We start from the raw sequence: 19,530 nt of genomic DNA, 5'->3' as shown, positions 1-19,530 counted from the left end.
AGCAGGGGACATTCGAAACCGTCCCCTGTCCTTCTCAACCTTCTGCCCATTGCCCGGCTCCGGTCAGAGTGCCATATCCGTGGGCAACTCTTGTCTCCACCGGAGCCCATATGTTCTTCGGCCCGCTTTCCTTGCCAGACGCCGAGGGCGCCATATTGGCGCATTCGCTGCGTCTGGGCTCTGTGTCGTTCAAGAAGGGCCGGCGGCTGTCGGCGTCCGATGTGGCGGCTCTGCGGGAGGCCGGCATCGCCGAGGTAGTTGCCGCCAAGCTGAACGCCGCCGACATCGGCGAGGACGCCGCCGCCTCCCGGATCGCCACGGCGGTGGCAGGCGAAGCGGTGCAGGTCGCCGCCGCCTTCACCGGCAGGGTCAACCTGTTCGCCGGGGCGCGTGGGCTGTTGCGGCTGGACCCGGCGCGAATCGATGCGATCAATGCCATCGACGAGAGCGTCACCATCGCCACCTTGCCCGACTTCGCACCCGTCGAGCCCGGGCAGATGCTGGCGACGGTCAAGATCATCCCTTTCGCCGCCCCGGCCGCCGCGGTCGAGCGGGTCGAGGGGCTGGCCGCCAATGGTGGGCCGCCGCTTTCCGTCCTGCCCTACCAGCCGCTGTCGGTTGCACTGATCCAGACCCGGCTGCCGGGGGTGAAGGACAGCGTGCTCGACAAGACGGTGGTCATCACACGGGAGCGGGTGGAAGCGTTGGGCGGCAGGCTGGTCCATGAGTCGCGTTGCGACCATGATGAAAGTGCGCTTGCCGAGCGGATCGCCGCCATGCCGCCGACCGACCTGCTGCTGATCGCCGGCGCCTCGGCCATCACAGACCGGCGCGACGTGCTGCCCGCCGCCATCGGGCGGGCCGGCGGAACAGTGGAGCATTTCGGCATGCCGGTGGACCCAGGCAACCTGCTGCTGCTGGCCCAGCGGGGTGGCAAGCCGGTTCTTGGACTGCCTGGCTGTGCGCGCTCCCCCAAGCTGAACGGCTTCGACTGGGTGTTGCAGCGCATCGCCGCCGGCGTTGCGCCGGGCCGGGCGGAGGTGATGCGAATGGGGGTCGGCGGGCTGTTGGCGGAGATCCCGACCCGCCCGTCGCCCCGAGCCGGGGCGGCGGCCGAACCACACCCGCGGGCGCCGCGCGTTACAGCCTTGGTTCTCGCCGCAGGCCGGTCCAGCCGCATGGGCAGCACCAACAAGCTGCTGGCGGAGGTCAATGGTGCTCCGCTGGTCGCACGCGCGGTCGATGCCGCCCTTGCGTCCCAGGCGGCCAACGTCATCGTCGTGACCGGCCACCAGGGTGAAAACGTGGCGCGGGCGCTGGCTGACCGTCCGGTCACCTTCGTCCATAATCCAGCCTTCGGCGAAGGACTGAGCAGTTCACTGCGCGCCGGATTGGCAGCGGTGCCGAGCGAATCGGATGCGGTGGTGGTGTGCTTGGGCGACATGCCGCGGGTGGCATCCGCCGTGATCGACCGGCTGATCGCCGCCTACGCACCTCTGGAGGGCCGGGCAATCTGCGTGCCGACGACCCATGGCAAACAGGGAAACCCGGTGTTGTGGGACCGGGCCTACTTCGCCGAAATGGCTGCGCTTGCCGGGGACACCGGCGCCAAGCGGCTGATCGGCCAACATGCCGACCGGCTGTGCGACGTGCCGGTGGACGATGCCGGCATCCTCTACGACGTCGACACGCCCGATCTGCTGGCACGCTTCGCCGCAACCGTCAGCGAGCCAGATCCAGCCAACGCCGGGTCATGGCACGGGTGAACTCCTCCGCCACCGGCAGGTGGGTGGCGATGGACTCCTCCAGCCCTTTCAGCATTCCGCCATTGCTCTCCCGCGCCTCATCGCGGATTCGCGAGGCCCAGCCACGCAGGATGTCGCCCGTCGCTTCCGGGTGGAACTGGAAGGCATAGGTGGCCCGGCCCAGCCGGAAGGCCTGGCGCTCGCATGCCTCGCTGTAGGCCAGCGGCACGGCGCCGTCGGGGAACTCGAAGGTATCGTAATGCCATTGCGCCAGATTGAGAGCCGGTCCGAAGCCGCCGAAAAGCGGGTCGTCCTGTGCGCTGTCGGTCAGGCTGACTGGGTGGATACCCAATTCCGGCGTGGTGTGGCGGTAGACCTTGGCGCCATAGGCACGGGCGGCGAGCTGCGCGCCGAGGCAGATGCCCATCACCGGACGGTCGGCGTCGGTGAAGTCGCGGATCGTCTCCATCACCCGGCCGAAATGGGGTCCCTTCACGTCGTCCCAAGCGTCCTGCGGGCCGCCGAGTACCACCAGCCCGGCATAGCCGTCCTTTCCGGGGCCGTCCCTGTCGGGAATCGCCTCACCCTCGTTGGCGGCAATGGTGACGAGGGTGGCGCCGTTGTCGGTCAGCGCCTCGCCCACCAGACCGATCGGAGCGGTGCGACTGTTCTGAACGACCAGGATACGCATGGGTCTGCTCGGCTCGCGTCGTTGGCACATATGTCATCAAGTTGTGAGACCGTCACGGGCGGAGTTCAAGCCGCAGCGGCACCGGATCGCAGGCCCCGACACGCAAAGCCGCTATGCGCGGTGCCGACGAGCTGGTCTACAGTGCTGCCCATCGCCCCAGACCGCGCCGGAGGTCCGTCCGCATGCTGTCCCGCATCCATTCACTCACCGCCCTGCTTCTCGCCGTCCTCCTTGGCGCATCCCTGCCCGCCTGGGCGCAGAACGGGTCGCTGACCTTCCTGCATGTCAACGACGTGTATGAGATCGCGCCGGTGAAGGGACAGGGCGGCTTCGGGCCGCTGATGACCCTGCTGAGGCGGGAGCGTGCTGCGGCGCCCGACGCCGTCACCACGGTCGGCGGCGATTTCCTGTCGCCGTCGCTGCTGTCGGGAACGACGCGGGGCGAACAGATGATCGCGCTGTTCAACGCCATCGGCGTCGATGCCGTGACCTTCGGCAACCATGAGTTCGACTTCGGTCCCGAGCTGTTGAAACAGCGAATGGCCGAATCGAGGTTTCCATGGATCGGCAGCAACGTGCATGCGGCCGACGGCTCCGCTTTCGGCACCACGGTGCCAAGTTTGATCCGGACCATCGACGGTATCACCGTAGGCTTCATCGGACTGATAACCCCGGACACCGCCCGCCTGTCCAGCGCCGGGCCGGGCTTGAGCTTCCTCCCCGTGCTGGAAACCGCCGCATCGGCAGTTAAGGATCTGCGGGCCAAGGGGGCAGCGGTCGTCGTGGCGCTGACCCACCTGACCATCGGCGAGGACCGGGAACTGGCTGCCAAGGTGAAGGGCATCGACCTGATCCTGGGCGGCCATGACCACGATCCGATCAGCTTCTACGAGGGCTCCACCCTGATTTTGAAGGCCGGGCACGATGCGCAGTATCTCGGCGTCGTCAAGCTTCAGGTCGAAACCAAGGATGGCGGAAAAGGGCCGGCGACCATCACGGTACCGACCGAATGGCGCTTCGTCACCACCGCCGGCGTCGCCCCGGATGCGGAGGTGGAGGCGGTGGTCGACGGCTATACGAAGCGACTCGACAACGACCTTGCCGCCGTGATCGGCACGACGACGACCGAACTGGACAGCCGCAAGGACGTGGTGCGCAGCCGCGAGGCCAGCATGGGCAACCTTATCGCCGATGCGATGCGCGATGCACTGAAGGCCGATGTCGCCATCACCAACGGCGGCGGCATCCGTGCCGACGCGCTGCACCCCGCCGGCTCCATCCTGACCCGGCGCGACATATTTGCCGAACTTCCCTTCGGCAATGTCGGCGTGCTGGTGGAGATGTCGGGGCTGGACCTGATGTCCACCCTGGAGCATGGCGTCAGCAAGGTGGAGGAGAAGGCAGGCCGCTTCCCTCAGGTTTCCGGCCTCGTCATGACTTACGATCCCAAGGCGCCGGCCGGCCGCCGCGTCACCTCGGTGACGGTGGGCGGCAAGCCCATCGACCCGCAGGCGACCTATCGCGTCGCCACCAATGATTACATGCTGAAGGGTGGCGATGGCTATGCCGCCTTTCCGCGGGCCAAAGTCGTCGTCGACGCGTCAGGCGCGGTATTGCTGGCGACCATCGTGATGAATTATGTCGAATCCAAGAAGACGGTCGGGCCCACCGTCGAAGGACGCATCGTGGCAAAATAACGCAGGCATGGCGACATTATCGGGCCATGCGGCGACACTCCGTTGCGCTAAGCCGGCATTTGCCTTTAGGGTAGCCCGTCTGCCATATCTCCGCGCCGGATCCGCTGCATGTCCGACACCCAGTCCAACCGCTCCAACGACTTCGCCCAGACCTTCAACACCGCCCATGGCGAGGCAGGTCTGACGCGGGTGTCCATTGCCCATATCCTGCAACGCATCCAGGCCGACCCGAATTTCCTGTTCGCGGAGGAGTTCCGGCAGGGTGCCGGTCAGTGCCCCTTCCATATGGGCGCGGCCGAGGGCACGGCGGAGGCAGCGCTGCCCATCCCGCAGGACGATGCCGACAAGGTGGCAGTCAACAGCCTGCTGGCCCTGCTCTTCAACCGGTTGCGCGACCATATCGCCGAAAAATCGCCCTTCGACGACGAGGGCCGGCCGCTGCTGCCGATCCCGCCGCGCTCACCCCATGGATTGGACCCGGCCGACCGCGCCGCCATGGCGGCGGCCCCTGTGGACGCCTTCTGTTCGGTCCTGCGCGATGCCACCTGCCATCTGCTGGACGGGCTGATCACCGGATGGGCCATCGACCTCGTGCATGAGGAGGAGCATTTCCGTTCGCAGGGCGAGGGTGCCATCTCGCTGGATGCTGCAGCGACCTTTGTGCTGCGCACGGTGCTGGAACATTCGCCGCTCTATCAGCGCGCCGGCTACGACATGCTGTCGATCACCAAGACCGGCAGCCATACCGCCATTCATATCTGCTGGGCTCTGGTCGAAGCGGCCCCCATCCTGGTGCCGGGCCGCGACGCCGCGTTCTACGACGATCTGGTCCGCCGCAGCCTGAAGCAGATCGTGCCGCTGTCGATGTCCAGCCTCGGCATGCTGGTCCACTACATGGAGGAAAGCGGGATCGAGCCGGCCGACGGGCTGGCGGTCCACCGGCTGCCCAAGGACCAGACCGCCTTCATACTCGACGGCAACGGGCTGATCCGGCTGAACGCCGCTCCCATCGTCACCTTCGCCAAGCCGGGCGAGCGCTATTACACCGGCTGTCCGGCCTTCTACACCACGAACCTGATCAAGCTTTATCTGGATATCGTGGCCGGGCTGGCGCTGGAATACTCCGTCTACGACCGTTTGCAGGAGGGCTGATCGCCATGGCCCGGACCAATGACTTCGCCCTCGCCTATGCCTCGGCGCATGAGGAGGCGGGGATGACCCGGATCAACCTTGCGCCCATCCTGCACCGCATCGCCGAAGACCCGAACTACTTCTTCAGCGACGAGTTGCTTGGACTCGCCGGCCACTGTCCGGCCCATGCCGACACCCGCAAGGAGGATTTCGAGAAGGTCGCGATCAACACGTTGCTGGGCGTCCTCTATGTCGACCTTCGGGACCACATCATCGCCCGTATGCCGCTGGACGAGTCCGGCCAACTTCGGCTGTCTACCCCGCCGGAATCGCCGCACGGTCTGGACTTCGCCGACCCGGACGGCATGGCCGCCGCCGATCCCGACCGCATGGTCGGCTTCCTGCGCGATTCGGTCTGCCATCTGCTGGACGCCGTAATCAAGGATTGGGCAATCAAGGTGATGGTGGAAGAGGAGCGCTGCCGGGAGGAGGGGACCATCACCGAGCTTGCCGCCGCCGGCTATGTCCTCGGTCGCGAGTTGCAGAAGTCGGTTCTGCACGGTCCGTCGGGCTACGACATGCTGTCGATCACCAAGACCGGCAGCCATACCGCGCTCCATGTCTGCTGGAATCTGGTGGAAGCGGCGCCTCTCCTGCGCCCCGGCCTGGACGCCGCCGCCTATGACGACCTCGTCCGCCGCAGCCTGAAGCAGGTGCTGCCGCTGGCGATGGGCAGTCTCGGCATGCTGTGCCAGTTCATGGCCGCGGGCAGGATCGAGGCCGACGACCATCAGGCCATCCACCCCCTGCGCTCCGACCAGTCGGCCTTCCTCTACGATCCCGACAAGGATCTGATCGTCCTGAACACCGACCTGATCGAACCGACGGCGATGGCGGGCGAGCGGCATTACACAGGCTGTCCGGCCTTCTACGCCAATGGCCTGATCAACCTGTACATGGAAATCGTCCTGACCCTGGCGGCACAGCACGGCATGTATGTCCGGCTTCAAGGCCGGGTTCCGGGGCCGGCTTCGCGGCCCGGCGGCATGACAGGTTCTTGACGGAACGACGACCGTGCCTATGTTGGCGTTCCGTCAGAGTCGAAAGGTCTAAGTTGGCGAAGAAGAGCTATTTGCGGTCGGTCACCACCACGGCGCTGGCCGACGCCATCAAGCGCGGCCGCAACCGTATGGCGACGCCGTGGCAGCGTGCGCTGGGCCATCTGGAAAGCATGTTCATCGACCATGCCTGCTTCCGGTTGATCTATTCCAACACCTACCGTATCTCACCCAATATGTTCCGGGCGAGCCAGCCCTCGCCATCGCACATCGCCGCGGCGGGCCGCAACGGCGTTAAGACGGTCCTGAACCTGCGGGGATCGCGCGACTGCGCCTCCTACATCCTTGAGGCGGAGGCCTGCCGCGCCCACGGGCTGGAACTGGTCGACTTCCCCGTGAACTCCCGCGACATGCCGAAGAAGGAAACGCTTCTGAAAGCGCGTGAGATGTTCCGGACAATGACCTATCCGGCACTGATGCATTGCAAGTCAGGCGCGGATCGCGCCGGCTTCATGTCGACGCTGTACCTGTTCGCGCATGAAGGCCAACCGCTCGATCGGGCAATGCAACAGCTGTCCTGGAAATACGGTCACTTCAAGCAGGCGAAGACTGGCATTCTCGACTATTTCTTCGAGTTGTACGCCGCCTACAACCAGAAGCGCCCCATCCCGTTCTGGGACTGGGTCGAGCACATCTATGATCCGGTGGAGGCCAAGGCCAGCTTCCGGTCGCGCGAATGGGCCGACGCCGTGGTCGACCGGGTGCTGGGCCGCGAGTAGCGCGACCCAGCGACCCCGATATCACCGGGCGACGTACCAGTCCGTCCGGTGATTGAAGGCGACGAACGCATTGAGCACCACCGCACCCAGGATGGAGGCCAGCAGCGCCGGCCCCTCCAGCACGAAGGCCGCGGCCGAGAAAACCGCCAAGTCGAACAATGCCTGCAGCCATCCGGCGCGGAAACCGGTCTTCTCCTGCAGGTAAAAAGCGAGGATGCCGACCCCGCCACCACTCGCGCCGTGGCGGAACAGTCCGATCACGCCGATCCCGACACAGAATCCCGCCAGCACCGCTGCGACATAAGGGTTGATGGCGTTGAAGCTCATCATCGAAGGCAACAGGCTGGAGAGCAGGGAAATACCGGTAACGGCGATCAGCGACTTGATGGTAAAGCCGACGCCGATCCGAGCCAGCGCAAGAAAATAGAAAGGCAGGTTCACCAGAAAAAACAAGAGTCCGAAATTGAGGCCCGTTGCGTAAGAAATCACAAAGGCAAGCCCTGCCGCCTGACCGGTTACCAACCCTGCGGCATGCAGTATGGCAATACCGAACGACGTCATCACGATCCCAAACAATTGACCTTGCAGATTATCGAAGAAGCTATGCGCTGCACGCGGGCGATCGTAAGTTACCGGTACAGGGGATGACGAAATGGTCTGTGTTGAATTGTTCGTCATGCCAATCACCCTTCGGTGTCGCCAGAGTTTTTACATGCAGCCTCCAATATAGGTCATTTTTACTGACCTATCCATACTTCGATTGGGCAAAGGAACAGCTATGCGTTCAGCCCAGCCAGAGAGCTCTTCGATGGCTCTTTGGTGTCGGGGTCTGGATCGTTACGCGGCCAAAGTCCTTGCCAGGGTATCCCCGTCCACGTTGCGGCCGGACAGGACGGCTACCGTCCGGCCGGCGCGCCCAAGGCGGCCGCTCAGCACGGCGGCGACTCCAGCGGCACCGGCACCCTCCACCACCACGCCGAAAGAGCCGTGCAAGGCACGCATCGCCGCGGCGATTTCCGCCTCCTCCACCTCCACGATGCGGTCGACCAGGGTGTCGACGATGAGCTGGGGCAGTTTGCCGAGGGCATGGACATTGATGCCGTCGGCGAGCGTCGGGCCGCCGCGCCGGGCCAGCCGGACGCCGATCACGCGGACCAGTGGGCGCTGGGCCTTGACCGCCGCCGCGACACCGGCCAGCAGTCCGCCGCCGCCGACCGGAACCACCACCGTTTCCACATCCGGCCTGTCAGCCAACAGTTCCAGTCCGACGGTCCCCTGGCCGGCGATGACATCGGGATCGTCATAGGGGTGGAGAAAGGTCAGCCGCCGCTCCGCTGCCAGCTCCAGTGCCCTGCCCTTTGCCTCGCCCACCGTGGCGCCATGGAGCACCACTTCGGCTCCGAGTTCGGCGGTGCGCTCCACCTTGCAGCGGGGGGCCGTTTCCGGCATCACGATGGTCGCCCTCACCCCCAGTCGGGAGGCGTGCAAAGCCACGCCCTGCGCATGGTTCCCCGCGGACATCGCCACCACCCCGGCGGCCCGTTCCGGCGCCGTCAGGCGCAGAAGGCGGTTCAGTGCGCCACGCTCCTTGAATGCGCCGGTCGCCTGGAACACTTCGGCCTTCAACCACAGCTCACGACCCAACGTCGGCGCATGGAGCAGCGGGGTACGAACGATCTGGCCGGACAGCCTGCGGGCGGCGTCGGTCATTGCCGACAGTGGCAGCCACGCGGGCAGACGGTCCTCAAAATCGGGAGCGTGACCTTGTGTACAGACGGACAGGGTGCGCGCGGCATCGGCATGCGCGGTGAACATCGCGATGATCCTCGACGAACGAATTTTCGGGTAAAGCGGGCGTGTCCCGGACCGCCTCAGCGGACCGGGTGGATAATTCGCGCCGAGCCACACATTCGCTCGCCGAGACGGGCGCCATCGTTTGGCGCCAGAATGGCGGTCAGATGGTTGGACTTGTCATGAACCGGATTGAGGGCTCCGGGGGCCACAGGGTGCAGCGACACGCCACACACTCCACACGACCAATGAATACGAACACGGCAAGTTTCCGACGCTCTCAGAGCGCCGGGCCGGTAATTCGCATTCGCATGGTGGCGGTGGTGTTCATGGGATCTGCATACCCGTTGCAGCGGCGGCGGTCAAGCCGTCATCGTCCAAAATGTCGCAGAGCGTTGCTTTGCCATCAGTTCGGTTCCACCCGATTCCGTCCGCCGGCCTTGGCACGGTACAGTGCCTGGTCGGCTCGACCCAGAACGGTTTCTACCGTATCCTCCAGCGGCCGGATTTCGGTCAGGCCGAAGCTGGCGGTCAGCTGGAAATGTCGGCCGTCGCTCAGCGGTATTGCCAGAGCCGCCAATCCGCCGCGCAACCGCTCCGCAATTGCGATGCCTTCGTTGCGTGAGGTTTCCGGAAGAAGAACGGCGAACTCCTCCCCGCCGATCCGACCGATCTGGTCGGTTACGCGAAGATGGCCACGAATCTCATCCACCGTTTTGCGGATGGCGTCGTCACCGGCGGCATGCCCCAGCCCATCGTTGATCCGCTTGAAATGGTCGATGTCGAGCATGATCAGGCAGGCGGGGCCGGCACCCTGTCTGGAGTTCCGCACTTCCTGCCCGGTCAGCAACTGTTCCAGCAGATCGAGGATATGGCGGCGATTGTGAACGCCGCTCAGCGGGTCAGTGGTTGCCAGACGGTGCAGTTCGCGCTCCATCCGGCGGCGCTCGGTGATGTCGGCGGCAATACCGATCAACCCGGCCTCTCCACCATCGAAGGTCGTCAGAGGCTGTTTCACCACCAGCAACTCGCGAGTATCGCCTCCCGGCCCGACCACACTGGCTTCGAAGGAAAAGGCATCGGTTCCGGTCGCTTGTTCAACAGGCCCGGTTTCCACCCGCCGGGCCTTGCCGATTGCCCGCTCGGTCTGTTCCTCGTCGTCGGAGAACAGTTCGCGGAAGGCGCGGTTGCACAGGGCGTAGCGGCCGGAAGCGTCCTTGTACCAGACTGGGCTCGGCATCAATTCCACCAGATTCTCGATGAAACGGCGCTGTTCGTCTGCGAGCGCCGTCTGGCATTCGAGTTCGGCGGTACGTTCTGCGACCCGGCGCTCCAGAGACTGGTTCAGCGTCTCGATGGTGACAAGGTCGCGCCAGCCGCGCACCGCGCTGATCACGCTGGTGAACAGCTTCTGGGCGGTCAGTTCCGCCTTGCTCTTATAGTCGTTGATGTCATAGGTGACGATGATCTCGCGCTCCGGTGCCTGTCCAGGCTGACCGGTGCGAAGGATGATGCGGATATGGCGGTTGCCCAGGTCGCGGCGGATGTGATGGACCAACCGCAGTCCGGCATCATGGGTTTCCATCACCACATCCAGCAGTACCACCGGCAGGTCCGACCGTTCGGCCAGGATTGCCCTCGCCTCCACTGCGGAAAATGCACTGACGATGGCGAAGCGGCGCCCCTCGAACTCGAAATCGTTCAGCAACAGGCGGGTCATCGCGTGGACCTGCTCATCGTCATCGACCACCAGCACCGGCCAGGGTTCGACCTGCGGCGCCATGATGCGGTCATTGTCGGCGGCGGCGAACAGGCTTTCGTCCGCGAACAGTTCCTCGTCTCGGTTGGACATGGCGGCGACGCTCACTCGCTCTCGATGTCGACGCCCGTGAACACCTGGAGGAAGGGATCGATCCGGTAATTCCGGACTTCCTTGCGCAGGGCGACGGACACGATGGAATGGGCGATGGGGTACCAGGGTATTTCCTGATGAAAGATGCGTTGCGCCGCCTGGTAATGGGCAATGCGTTCTTCCTGAACGCTGGTGCGCTTGGCCTGCAGCACCTGGTCTTCGAAGGCGGAGTTGCACCACTTGGCGAAGTTGCCGCCGCCAGGGCGGGCGGCATCGCAGCCCAGCAACAAGAACATGAAATTGTCCGGATCGCCGTTATCGCCGGTCCAGCCATAGATCGCCATGTCATGTTCGCCCAGCGCCAGGCGGCGGCGGTATTCCCTCCACTCGTCGGTAACCAGATTAACCTTGATGCCGACGCGCTCCAGATTGGCCTGGATCAATTCCGCCGCGCGCTTGCCGTTGGGCATGTAGGCACGAGCGACCGGCGGATACCACAGATCGAGCGCGAAGCCATCCGCATGTCCCGCCTCGGCGAGCAGTCTGCGGGCTTCGTTCTGGTCGAAGGGATAATCCTCGATGCTGTCGTCGTAGGACCACATGATCGGCGGAATCGGGGTCTTGGCCGGCCGGCCACCGCCCTGATAGACCGCGTCGAGCAGCATCTGTTTGTCGACCGCCAGCGTAATGGCACGGCGCACCCGCACATCGTTCAGGGGAGCCTTGCGCGTGTTGAAAGCCATGTATGCGAGGTTCAGTCCCTCGCGCCGTTGAACAACCAGATTTGGGTCCCTGTCGATCTTCGCCAATTCGGCCGGGTTTGGAAAAACCATCAGGTGGCATTCGCCTGACCGCAATTTGTTCAACCGCACCGCGGCGTTGGGATGGATGGAGAAGATCAGGTTGTCTAGCGGCTGACGCCCGTTCCAATACCCTTCGAAAGCCTTGTAGCGGATCGCCACGTCTTTCTGGAAGGAAACCAGTTGGAACGGTCCGGTGCCGATCGGCTCCTCGTCGAACAGGTCCGGCGTGCCGGCTTTCATCAGGGCTGCGGCATATTCCGCCGACTGGATCGAGGAGAAGGGCATGGCGAGGTTGGCCAGGAACGGCGCCTCTGGCCGGTTCAGCGTAATGCGGACGGTATGGTCATCGATCCTGTCCACCGCCTTCAGCAGCGCAGCCATCGACATGTCCTTGAAATAGTCGTAAGTTCCCCTGCCAACCTTGTGAAACGGGTGGCCATCCTTCCATTGCCGTTCGATGGAGAACAGGACGTCGTCCGCATTGAACAGCCGGGTCGGCGTGAAACGGTCGTTGGCATGGAAGCCCACGTCGTGGCGCAGCCTGAACTCGTAGGTCAGGCCGTCTTCCGACACCGTGTAGGAGTCGGCCAGACCAGGCACCACACGAGTGGTGCCGCGCACGAATTCCATCAGATTGTTGTAGAGCGGCAATGCCGCATTCATGCTGGTGCCGGTGGTGGTGACCTGCGGATTGAAGCTCTCCGGATTCGCCTCTGAACAAAATACCAGGGACTTGTCCGCTATTGCCGGCCCGGCTGCCGTCAACCCCAAAAGAAGAGTGGAAACGGCCAAACCTCTTGTAAAGGGTTTCATCCGAAACATCCGGGACACCCGCATTCAATGCTCCAGCGAAGACTGTGCCTCAACCAATGATCTCATGTTATCAGTAGCAAAACGACGTGGGAAGCGAATGGTGAAACGGACACCGTAGCCAACGGCACTGTCGACCGACACCCGGCCACCCAACACATTCGCTATTAGATTGTAGACAATATGCAGACCGAGCCCAGTGTTCCCTGCCCCACGCCGGGTGGTGAAGAAAGGATCGAACACACGCCCCAGATGGATCGGCGCGATACCCTTGCCATCGTCGGCATAGACCAGTTCCACCATGTCGGGCATGATCGACGCCGCGGTGATGGACAGATGGCCCTGTTGACCCTGGTCATAGGCATGGGCGATGGAATTCATCACCAGATTGCTCAGGATCTGCGCCAGTACACCGGGATGGCCGTCGATCTCGACAGATTCGGGGCATTCCACCCGCAGGGTGTGACCGGCCCGCCGCCATGACGGGCTGAGGCTGGTCGCCAGATCCTCCAGATAGGGCTTCAGCATGAAGCATCGTGCCTCCCCGCTGGTCTGGTCGGCTGCGATCTGCTTGAAACTCTGCACCAATTCACCCGCTTGCCGCAGATTCAGCACCATCAGCCGGGTCAACTCCTCTGCCGTGCTGTGGAAATCAGTGAAATCGCCGCGGCGCAGGCTCCCGTCGTGGGCGAGCCGTACGATTGCTTCCAGCCTGTCCTGCAGATGGGTCGCGCCCATCAAAGCATTGCCGAGCGGGGTATTGATCTCATGCGCCACACCGGCGACGAGCGCTCCAAGCGAGGCCATCTTCTCGGACTGAATCAGGTCGGCCTGGGTGCGGCGCAGATCCTCCAGAGCATGATCGGCACGTTCCTTCGCTAGGCGCGCTGCCTGCTCGCGCAGGCCGATCTCACGGATGAAGAAGTCGGCAGCCCGGGCCATCGCCCCGAACTCATCCCGGCGGCGGGTGCCGTCGATGCGGCCGGCCAGCGGATCGTCTGCCAACCGGGTCATCTGTTCCTGCAGGCGCAGCACCGGCCGGCTGATCGAACGTGCGACGACCAGGGCCGCGCCACCGCCCAGCAGCAGACCGATGGTCGCGCCCACGATCAGGATGCGGGTCAACAATTCGCCAATGCCGGCGGCCTCGTCGCGGAAGGTCTCGTCCAACTGCCTTGCGGTCTCCACAAGGGCACCGGCGTCGCGATCCATGGCGACCAGCAACTGGTTCAATCGGCGCAGCCCCGCCGCAGTGCGCCCCAGGCTGTCACGCCAGTTGCGGATAGCCGACAGCACCTCATCCTGCAAAAGCGGCGACATGGGCAGGCTGCGGACGGTCGCCAGCAGGATGCCGGCATCGTCGACGATGCGATCCGCCTCATCCGCGTTGCGCACCGCGACCGCTTCGGCCGCCCGGCGGCCCAGCCGCAAGGCGACGACAGCGACGTTCTGGGTTTCCTGCTCCGCATCGTTGGCCTGGATGGCGTAGGCGATCAGCTGTACCACCTCGTCCTGCACCGCGGCGTAGCCGGTGGACTTCACCATCAGAATTCGGGCGGTCAATGCCTCGATGGCCGCCGCCGCCTCGGTACCGGCACGCTGGGCCTCCTCCAGCGCCCGTTGCGCCTCGGCGGATCGCTCCTGCGCCTCGCGCAGACGATCGAGCGGTGGACGCAACGACGGCAGGAGCGAGGATAGGTAGGTCAAGTCGGGCTGGCGGTCCAACGTGCCGGTCAGGACCAGCGCCCGCACCGCAGGCAGGGTCCGAATCACTTGCTCTGCGAGCATGCGCTCGGCCAGCGTACCGCCATCCGCGGCATTGGCCACGTCATCGACCGCAAGCTCGAAGCCCGCCAGCGCCGCGTCCCGCCCGGCCTGCGCTTCGCGCAGCGCGATGACCGAAGCTTGCAGCGCGGCGACTGCGAAGGCATAGCGGACGGCGGACTCCTGCGCCGGATAGCGGTCGGCAAGCGGATCGGTCCGGCGCAGGGCGTCCCGAAGCCGAGCGGTGGTGGCGAACAATTTGTCGGTTGCGATGCGGAAATCGGCAGGGGTCGACGGTTGAGCGGTGCCGAAGGCCAAGCCGGCGACATGTTGCGCTTCCATCCGCTGCAGGGACAGCATCGCCTCGCGCAGGTCATGGGCGCCGTCCACCACGTCGCGGCTGTCACGCAGGCGCCGGTCGGCCTCGGTCAGCGATCCCAACAGGTCGACATTTGCGGCATGCTGCCGTTCGCGGGCACGGTCGGTCAGGGCCATCAGCGAGGCAGCATAGCGTCCCATGTCGTCAACCGCCGCGTCGTTGGCTTCGGTCACCGCAATGAAGGCATGCATCTGGCCGACATAGCGCTCCAGAACCTTGGTGGCGCGCTCCACTTCCTGCCGGCGAGCGCTGGTGGACCCGACCTTGTCCAGTCGACGGAGTTCGGCGCCGGCTGCGTCAGACAGTGCCACGAACCGGGCGGCACGGTCGGAGCGCTCGGCGGGAGCGACCTGAAGATAATCGATGCGAGCAGCAGTCGCAGCCAGCACGTCGCGGTGGACCGAGCCGGCCAACACAGCCGCTTCATACACCCGCTCGCCGCGGCCCAAAAGCAGCCCGCCAGCGATGGCGATCACCGCCGCCACGGCGACCGGCACGCCCCCCACCACCGCAATGCGCGAGCGAATCCTCATGGCGCCGCCACTGCAAGCGCATGTGCGAACTCTTCCCGTGCAACGCGCCGGAATCGAAAAAAGGATGATGGGCGATCCGCCACGAGCGCTCCGAACTCAGCACCATCTGGTGCCATATCAGAGCAACGGGCTGGGGCAAAGGGATAAAGAACAGCACGCACAAGGGGCAGTGCCTTTGTGCGGCATCCGCGGTTGCCGCCTCCTTCCGCATCATCGAGCGACGGATGGCGGCAACCCATAGCCGGAGTTTTTACGACTTCGCCGGAACCCCGAGCTTCGACCGGACGGCGGCCAGACCGTCCTTCCCGTCCAAGGTGGTGACACCGGACAACCAACGTTCCAGAGCCTCGGGGTTCTTCTTCAGCCAGGCCTTGGCAGCGGCATCGGGCTTCTTGTTGCCGTTCATGATGTCATCCATGACGGCGTTTTCCATGTCCAGCGTGAAGCTCAGGTTGGAGAGCAGCTTGCCGACGTTCGGGCATTCCACGGCATAGCCCTTGCGGACGTTGGTGGCCACGGTGGCGCCCCCCAGATTGGGACCGAACCAGTCGTCGCCTCCTTCCAGATAGGTTAGCTCGAAGCTCTTGTTCATCGGATGCGGCTCCCAACCCAGGAAGACCATCCACCCCTTGGAGCGCGCCGCCCGCTTGACCTCGGCCAGCATGCCGGCTTCGCTGGATTCAACCAGTTTGAAATCCTTCAAACCGAAGGCATCCGCCTTCAGCATCTTGTCTATGATCAGGTTGCCATCGTTGCCAGCCTCGATTCCATAGATCTTGCCGCCCAGCTTGTCCTTGAACTTCACGATGTCGGCGAAGGTCTTCAACCCGGCGTCGGCTGCATATTTCGGCACCGCCAGCGTGTATTTCGCACCTTCCAGGTTGACGCGCGCCACCTCGACCGAGCCGTCTTCCAACACCGGCTTCAAAAAGGGCTCCATCGTCGGCATCCAGTTGCCGAGGAAGACATCCAGCGACTTGGTCTTTAGGCCCGTATAGACCAGCGGGACCGAGGACATGATGGTGGTCGGCTTGTAGCCCAGCGCGTCCAGCGTGACGGAGGCAAGGGCAGTCGTCGCCGCGATGTCGGTCCAGCCCACGTCGCCGAAACGTACGGACTTGCAGGAAGCCGGATCGGCGGCAGCCGCGCCGCTGATCGCCAGCGACAGGATTGCCGCAACCCCCGCCAGAACACCTGCTACCCTCTTGGCCGGAGCCTTCCATTCCGTCATATCGTCAACTCCACTTCTTCTGTTTTCGTTTCTTCTGTTCTGTCGTTTTCGCAATCGACGGAACGGGGAAAATGGCGCATCTGTTGCCACGCAAGCCAAGGCTCCGGTTCGGAACGGAGCCGGCGGAGAAGGACAGGAGACCGCACACCCCATGCCCAAAGTCGGAATGGAACCGATCCGCCGCCGCCAGCTGATCGATGCCACCATCACCTCGATGGGCGAGCATGGGTTGGCCGACACCACGGTCCAGACGATCAGCCGCGGCGCGGGCGTGTCGCCCGGCATCATCCATCATTATTTCGGCGGCAAGGACGAACTGCTGGCAGCAACCATGCGCAGCATGCTGCAACAGTTGCGCGACGATGCGACACAACGGCTTGCAACAGCCACCTCTCCTCGTGCCCGGCTGGAGGCAATCGTCGATTGCAACTTTGCCCCCGGTCAGTTCGAGCCTCGGGTGGTCGCCGCCTGGCTGGGCTTCTGGGCGCAGGCGCCGCACAATCCGGCGCTGGCGCGGTTGCAGCGGATCAATGCCCGGCGCCTGCATTCCAACCTGCTGCACGCGCTGCGCCCGCTGCTGCCGGCGGACCGTGCGGAGCGGGTGGCCGTCGGGCTGGCTGCGATGATCGACGGGCTGTGGCTGCGCTTCGCCCTGACCGGTGCCATAGATGGCAGCGCCGCGCGCGCCGTGGCGCTGGGCTACCTCGATTCCGAACTCGACGCCTAGGATCACCGCCACCACCTGCGCCGCTTCGCCCGGCCTGCGGGGGGGCGGCCGAAGCTCTGGGTGATGCGGTCGAGCATGACGGCGAGCAGAACGACGCTCAACCCGCTCTGCACGCCGAGACCGATGTCCAGCCGCTGGATGCCCTGGAGCACCACATTGCCGAGGCCGCCGGCACCGATCATCGAGGCGACGACGATCATGGACAGCGCCATCATCATGGTCTGGTTGACTCCGGCCATGATCGACGGCAGGGCGTTGGGCAACTGCACCTTGAACAGCAGCTGATGGTCTCGGCAGCCGAAGGCACGGCCGGCCTCCAACAGTTCCACCGGCACCTGCCGGATGCCCAGCGCGGTCAAACGCACCGCCGGGGGCATGGCAAAGACAACCGTGGCGATAATGCCCGGCACCCGGCCCAGCCCGAAGAACATCACGGCCGGGATCAGGTAGACGAAGGCCGGCATCGTCTGCATCAGGTCGAGCAGCGTCTTGCCCATCCCATTGGCCATATTGCTGCGCGCCATCCAGATGCCCAGCGGCACGCCGCCGGCCAGACTGAGCACGGTGGAGGCGAGTACGAGGCCGAGCGTCGAGACCGTCGGTTCCCACAATCCCATGACGAAGATCGCACCAAGCGCAAGCAGCGTGAACAGGGCGAAGCCACGGCCAACCCGCCAGAGCGCGATCCCCGCCAGGATCAGCGCCAGCAACCAGGGTGGTGCCCCCAGCAGCACCCCGTCCAGCGCGCCGCCCACTCCATCCACCACTCCGGCGATTGCGTCCAGTGCCGGCTGCCCATGGTCGAGGATCGCCGTTACCAGCCATTCGGAGCCACGGGCGATGCCGCCGCCGATGGTCTCGCTCACGCGCTCCACGTCGAGAAAAGCCGCCTCAGCCATGTCGAACCCCGAGGCCGACGCCATCGCGGCGGTCGAGCGCCGCCAGCAAAGTCGTGCGCGAGATCACGCCGACCAGGCGGCCATCCGCTTCTACCACCGGCAATGGACAGGGAGCCGCAGCAACCCGACCCAGTAGCGTGTTCAGCGGTGCGTCCGCAGCCACCGGCTCAAGTCCGAACAGTGCGGATGCGCCGCCGCCGGCCAGGACCCCGCGGAAATGACCGGCGGAGTCTGTGCGGTAGCGGAAACGCGCCGGTTCTCCTTCATCCCCCCGGCTTGCGTCGCCCGGTGGGCGGGCTATGTCGCGGGCACGCAGCAGGCGTGACGCATCGACGCCACGGAAGAAGGCACGGACATATTCGTCGGCCGGCGCACGCAGGATCTCGGCTGGAGTGCCGATCTGGGCGATCCGCCCCTCTTCCATCACTGCGATGCGGTCGGCAAGGCGCATCGCCTCCTCCGCATCGTGGGAGATGAAGACGATGGTACGCGCATCCTCGCGCTGCAGCCGTAAAAGCTCGTCCTGCATGTCGCAACGGATCAGCGGGTCCAGTGCAGAGAAGGCCTCGTCCATCAGCATGATGGTTGGATTCTTGGCGAGCGCGCGGGCCAGCCCGACGCGTTGCTGCATGCCGCCGGAAAGTTCGTTCGGGTAGCGGTCGGCATAGGCTCTCAGCCCCACCCGTTCCAGGGCCGCCAGTGCCGCTTTGCGCCGTTGCAATCGCGGCATTCCGGCGACCTCCAGCCCGAAGGCCGCGTTCTCCAGCGCGCTACGGTTGGGCAGCAGGGCGAAGGACTGGAAAACCATGCTCATGTCCCGCCGCAGGACCGAAACCAACTCGGCCTGCGTCAGTCTGGTCAGGTCGCGACCATCCAGCCTGATCTCCCCCTCCGACGGTTCGACCAGCCGGTTGAGCAACCGCAGGATGGTCGATTTTCCGGAGCCTGACAAACCCATGATGACGAAGATTTCACCGGCCCGGATCTCGAATCCGGCATCGACCACTCCGACGCTGACGTTCAGCCTTTGCAGCACCTCAGCCTTCGTGGCGCCACGGCGAAGCATTTCCAGTGCCGGACCAGGGTCATCGGCGAACACTTTGCGTAGGCCGCGAACAGCCAAACGCACCTCTCCCGTTCCCGTCGAAGACGAGGTGGTGGGCGGAGGCGGGATCACGGTCATGGCTAGATTTCCAGAAGGCAAAGGCTCGGAGAACGATAATAGGGCCGTAGATTGCCCCGGGGCGAGAGCGCGGTCGATAGCGGCGTTCATGAAATTTGCATTTTGATGACGCCGAGGCGCAATTGGCCGGGCAGGCAAAGGGCTTTATTTTATATTGATCGTTCAATGAAAAAAAATGACAGGTATGACGGCGAATCCGCGGGTTCATACTGCCGAACATCACTTGACAACTGGATCGATTCGAACGGTTGCCATATCTATGCCGTCCCCCATGGGAAACCACGACCCCATTCCCGCACAGGCTCTCTCAATCAGCGAGCTGCCCCGACAAGGCTTGCAGAGAACATTTGATTATACGCGAAGTGAGCAATCAGGATAATGTCAATAATATTTTTATGGTTTCTTGATTCTAATATTTCCATTTGGTTAAAGCCACCTCTGACGAAAGTCAGAGAGA

The 19,530-nt window shown here is 64.4% G+C and carries 15 protein-coding genes; 6 read left to right on the top strand and 9 right to left on the bottom strand.

Annotated elements, in window-relative coordinates; genetic code table 11:
- The first annotated feature begins 110 nt into the window (after window positions 1-110).
- Window positions 111-1,766, top strand: a complete 1,656-nt coding sequence (locus ABMY26_RS02250) for an NTP transferase domain-containing protein (RefSeq protein WP_372394846.1) — start codon at window positions 111-113, stop codon at window positions 1,764-1,766.
- On the opposite strand, the gene ABMY26_RS02245 is transcribed toward ABMY26_RS02250, so the two are convergent.
- Window positions 1,723-2,436 carry a type 1 glutamine amidotransferase gene (locus tag ABMY26_RS02245; RefSeq protein WP_372394845.1) on the bottom strand — a complete coding sequence of 238 codons (714 nt, stop codon included), beginning with the start codon at window positions 2,434-2,436 and terminating at the stop codon, window positions 1,723-1,725. The two genes, ABMY26_RS02250 and ABMY26_RS02245, sit on opposite strands and share 44 nt — an antisense overlap.
- A gap of 182 nt (window positions 2,437-2,618) precedes the next feature.
- Between ABMY26_RS02245 and ABMY26_RS02240 the strand changes: the two genes are divergently transcribed.
- The 4 genes from ABMY26_RS02240 (at window position 2,619) to ABMY26_RS02225 (ending at window position 7,101) form a co-directional block, all read left to right on the top strand.
- A complete protein-coding gene (locus tag ABMY26_RS02240) occupies window positions 2,619-4,133 on the top strand; it encodes a bifunctional UDP-sugar hydrolase/5'-nucleotidase (RefSeq protein ID WP_372394844.1) in 1,515 nt (504 codons plus the stop codon).
- Window positions 4,134-4,241: 108 nt separating this feature from the next.
- Window positions 4,242-5,285, top strand: coding sequence for a hypothetical protein (locus tag ABMY26_RS02235; RefSeq protein ID WP_372394843.1), 1,044 nt, complete (start codon window positions 4,242-4,244; stop codon window positions 5,283-5,285).
- 5 nt (window positions 5,286-5,290) lie between these two features.
- A complete protein-coding gene (locus ABMY26_RS02230; protein ID WP_372394842.1) occupies window positions 5,291-6,325 on the top strand; it encodes a hypothetical protein in 1,035 nt (344 codons plus the stop codon).
- 53 nt (window positions 6,326-6,378) lie between these two features.
- Complete coding sequence (locus tag ABMY26_RS02225; RefSeq protein ID WP_372394841.1) at window positions 6,379-7,101, top strand: protein tyrosine phosphatase; 723 nt, start codon at window positions 6,379-6,381, stop codon at window positions 7,099-7,101.
- A 21-nt stretch (window positions 7,102-7,122) separates the two neighbouring features.
- On the opposite strand, the gene ABMY26_RS02220 is transcribed toward ABMY26_RS02225, so the two are convergent.
- From ABMY26_RS02220 to ABMY26_RS02195, 6 genes are all read right to left on the bottom strand, one after another.
- Window positions 7,123-7,779, bottom strand: coding sequence for a YitT family protein (locus tag ABMY26_RS02220; protein ID WP_372394840.1), 657 nt, complete (start codon window positions 7,777-7,779; stop codon window positions 7,123-7,125).
- Between the two features lie 159 nt (window positions 7,780-7,938).
- Entirely contained in the window at window positions 7,939-8,916 is a 978-nt protein-coding gene (locus ABMY26_RS02215) for a pyridoxal-phosphate dependent enzyme (RefSeq protein WP_372394839.1), read from the bottom strand.
- A gap of 382 nt (window positions 8,917-9,298) precedes the next feature.
- Window positions 9,299-10,675, bottom strand: a complete 1,377-nt coding sequence (locus ABMY26_RS02210) for a diguanylate cyclase (RefSeq protein ID WP_372394838.1) — start codon at window positions 10,673-10,675, stop codon at window positions 9,299-9,301.
- An 80-nt stretch (window positions 10,676-10,755) separates the two neighbouring features.
- Entirely contained in the window at window positions 10,756-12,360 is a 1,605-nt protein-coding gene (locus tag ABMY26_RS02205) for an ABC transporter substrate-binding protein (protein ID WP_372394837.1), read from the bottom strand.
- Between the two features lie 24 nt (window positions 12,361-12,384).
- Complete coding sequence (locus tag ABMY26_RS02200; RefSeq protein WP_372394836.1) at window positions 12,385-14,985, bottom strand: ATP-binding protein; 2,601 nt, start codon at window positions 14,983-14,985, stop codon at window positions 12,385-12,387.
- A gap of 298 nt (window positions 14,986-15,283) precedes the next feature.
- On the bottom strand, window positions 15,284-16,264 hold the full coding sequence (locus tag ABMY26_RS02195; RefSeq protein ID WP_372395112.1) for a choline ABC transporter substrate-binding protein: 981 nt from the start codon (window positions 16,262-16,264) through the stop codon (window positions 15,284-15,286).
- 151 nt (window positions 16,265-16,415) lie between these two features.
- On the opposite strand from ABMY26_RS02195, the gene betI reads away from it, so the two are divergent.
- The gene (betI, locus tag ABMY26_RS02190) at window positions 16,416-16,991 is read left to right on the top strand and encodes a transcriptional regulator BetI (RefSeq protein WP_045583048.1); all 576 of its coding nucleotides are present in this window, start codon (window positions 16,416-16,418) and stop codon (window positions 16,989-16,991) included.
- A 2-nt stretch (window positions 16,992-16,993) separates the two neighbouring features.
- Here betI and ABMY26_RS02185 read toward each other — a convergent pair whose 3' ends face one another.
- Window positions 16,994-17,890 (bottom strand): ABC transporter permease, encoded by an 897-nt coding sequence (locus ABMY26_RS02185; protein ID WP_372394835.1) that lies wholly within the window; start codon window positions 17,888-17,890, stop codon window positions 16,994-16,996.
- Window positions 17,883-19,073 (bottom strand): glycine betaine/L-proline ABC transporter ATP-binding protein, encoded by a 1,191-nt coding sequence (locus ABMY26_RS02180; protein WP_372395111.1) that lies wholly within the window; start codon window positions 19,071-19,073, stop codon window positions 17,883-17,885. Before ABMY26_RS02180 ends, ABMY26_RS02185 begins: the two co-directional genes overlap by 8 nt.
- Window positions 19,074-19,530: the final 457 nt, after the last annotated feature.

It is taken from the genome of Azospirillum sp. HJ39 (genome assembly GCF_041507355.1).
GTDB classification, from domain to species: Bacteria; Pseudomonadota; Alphaproteobacteria; order Azospirillales; family Azospirillaceae; genus Azospirillum; species Azospirillum thiophilum.
This window is presented reverse-complemented; position numbering and strand designations above follow the sequence as displayed.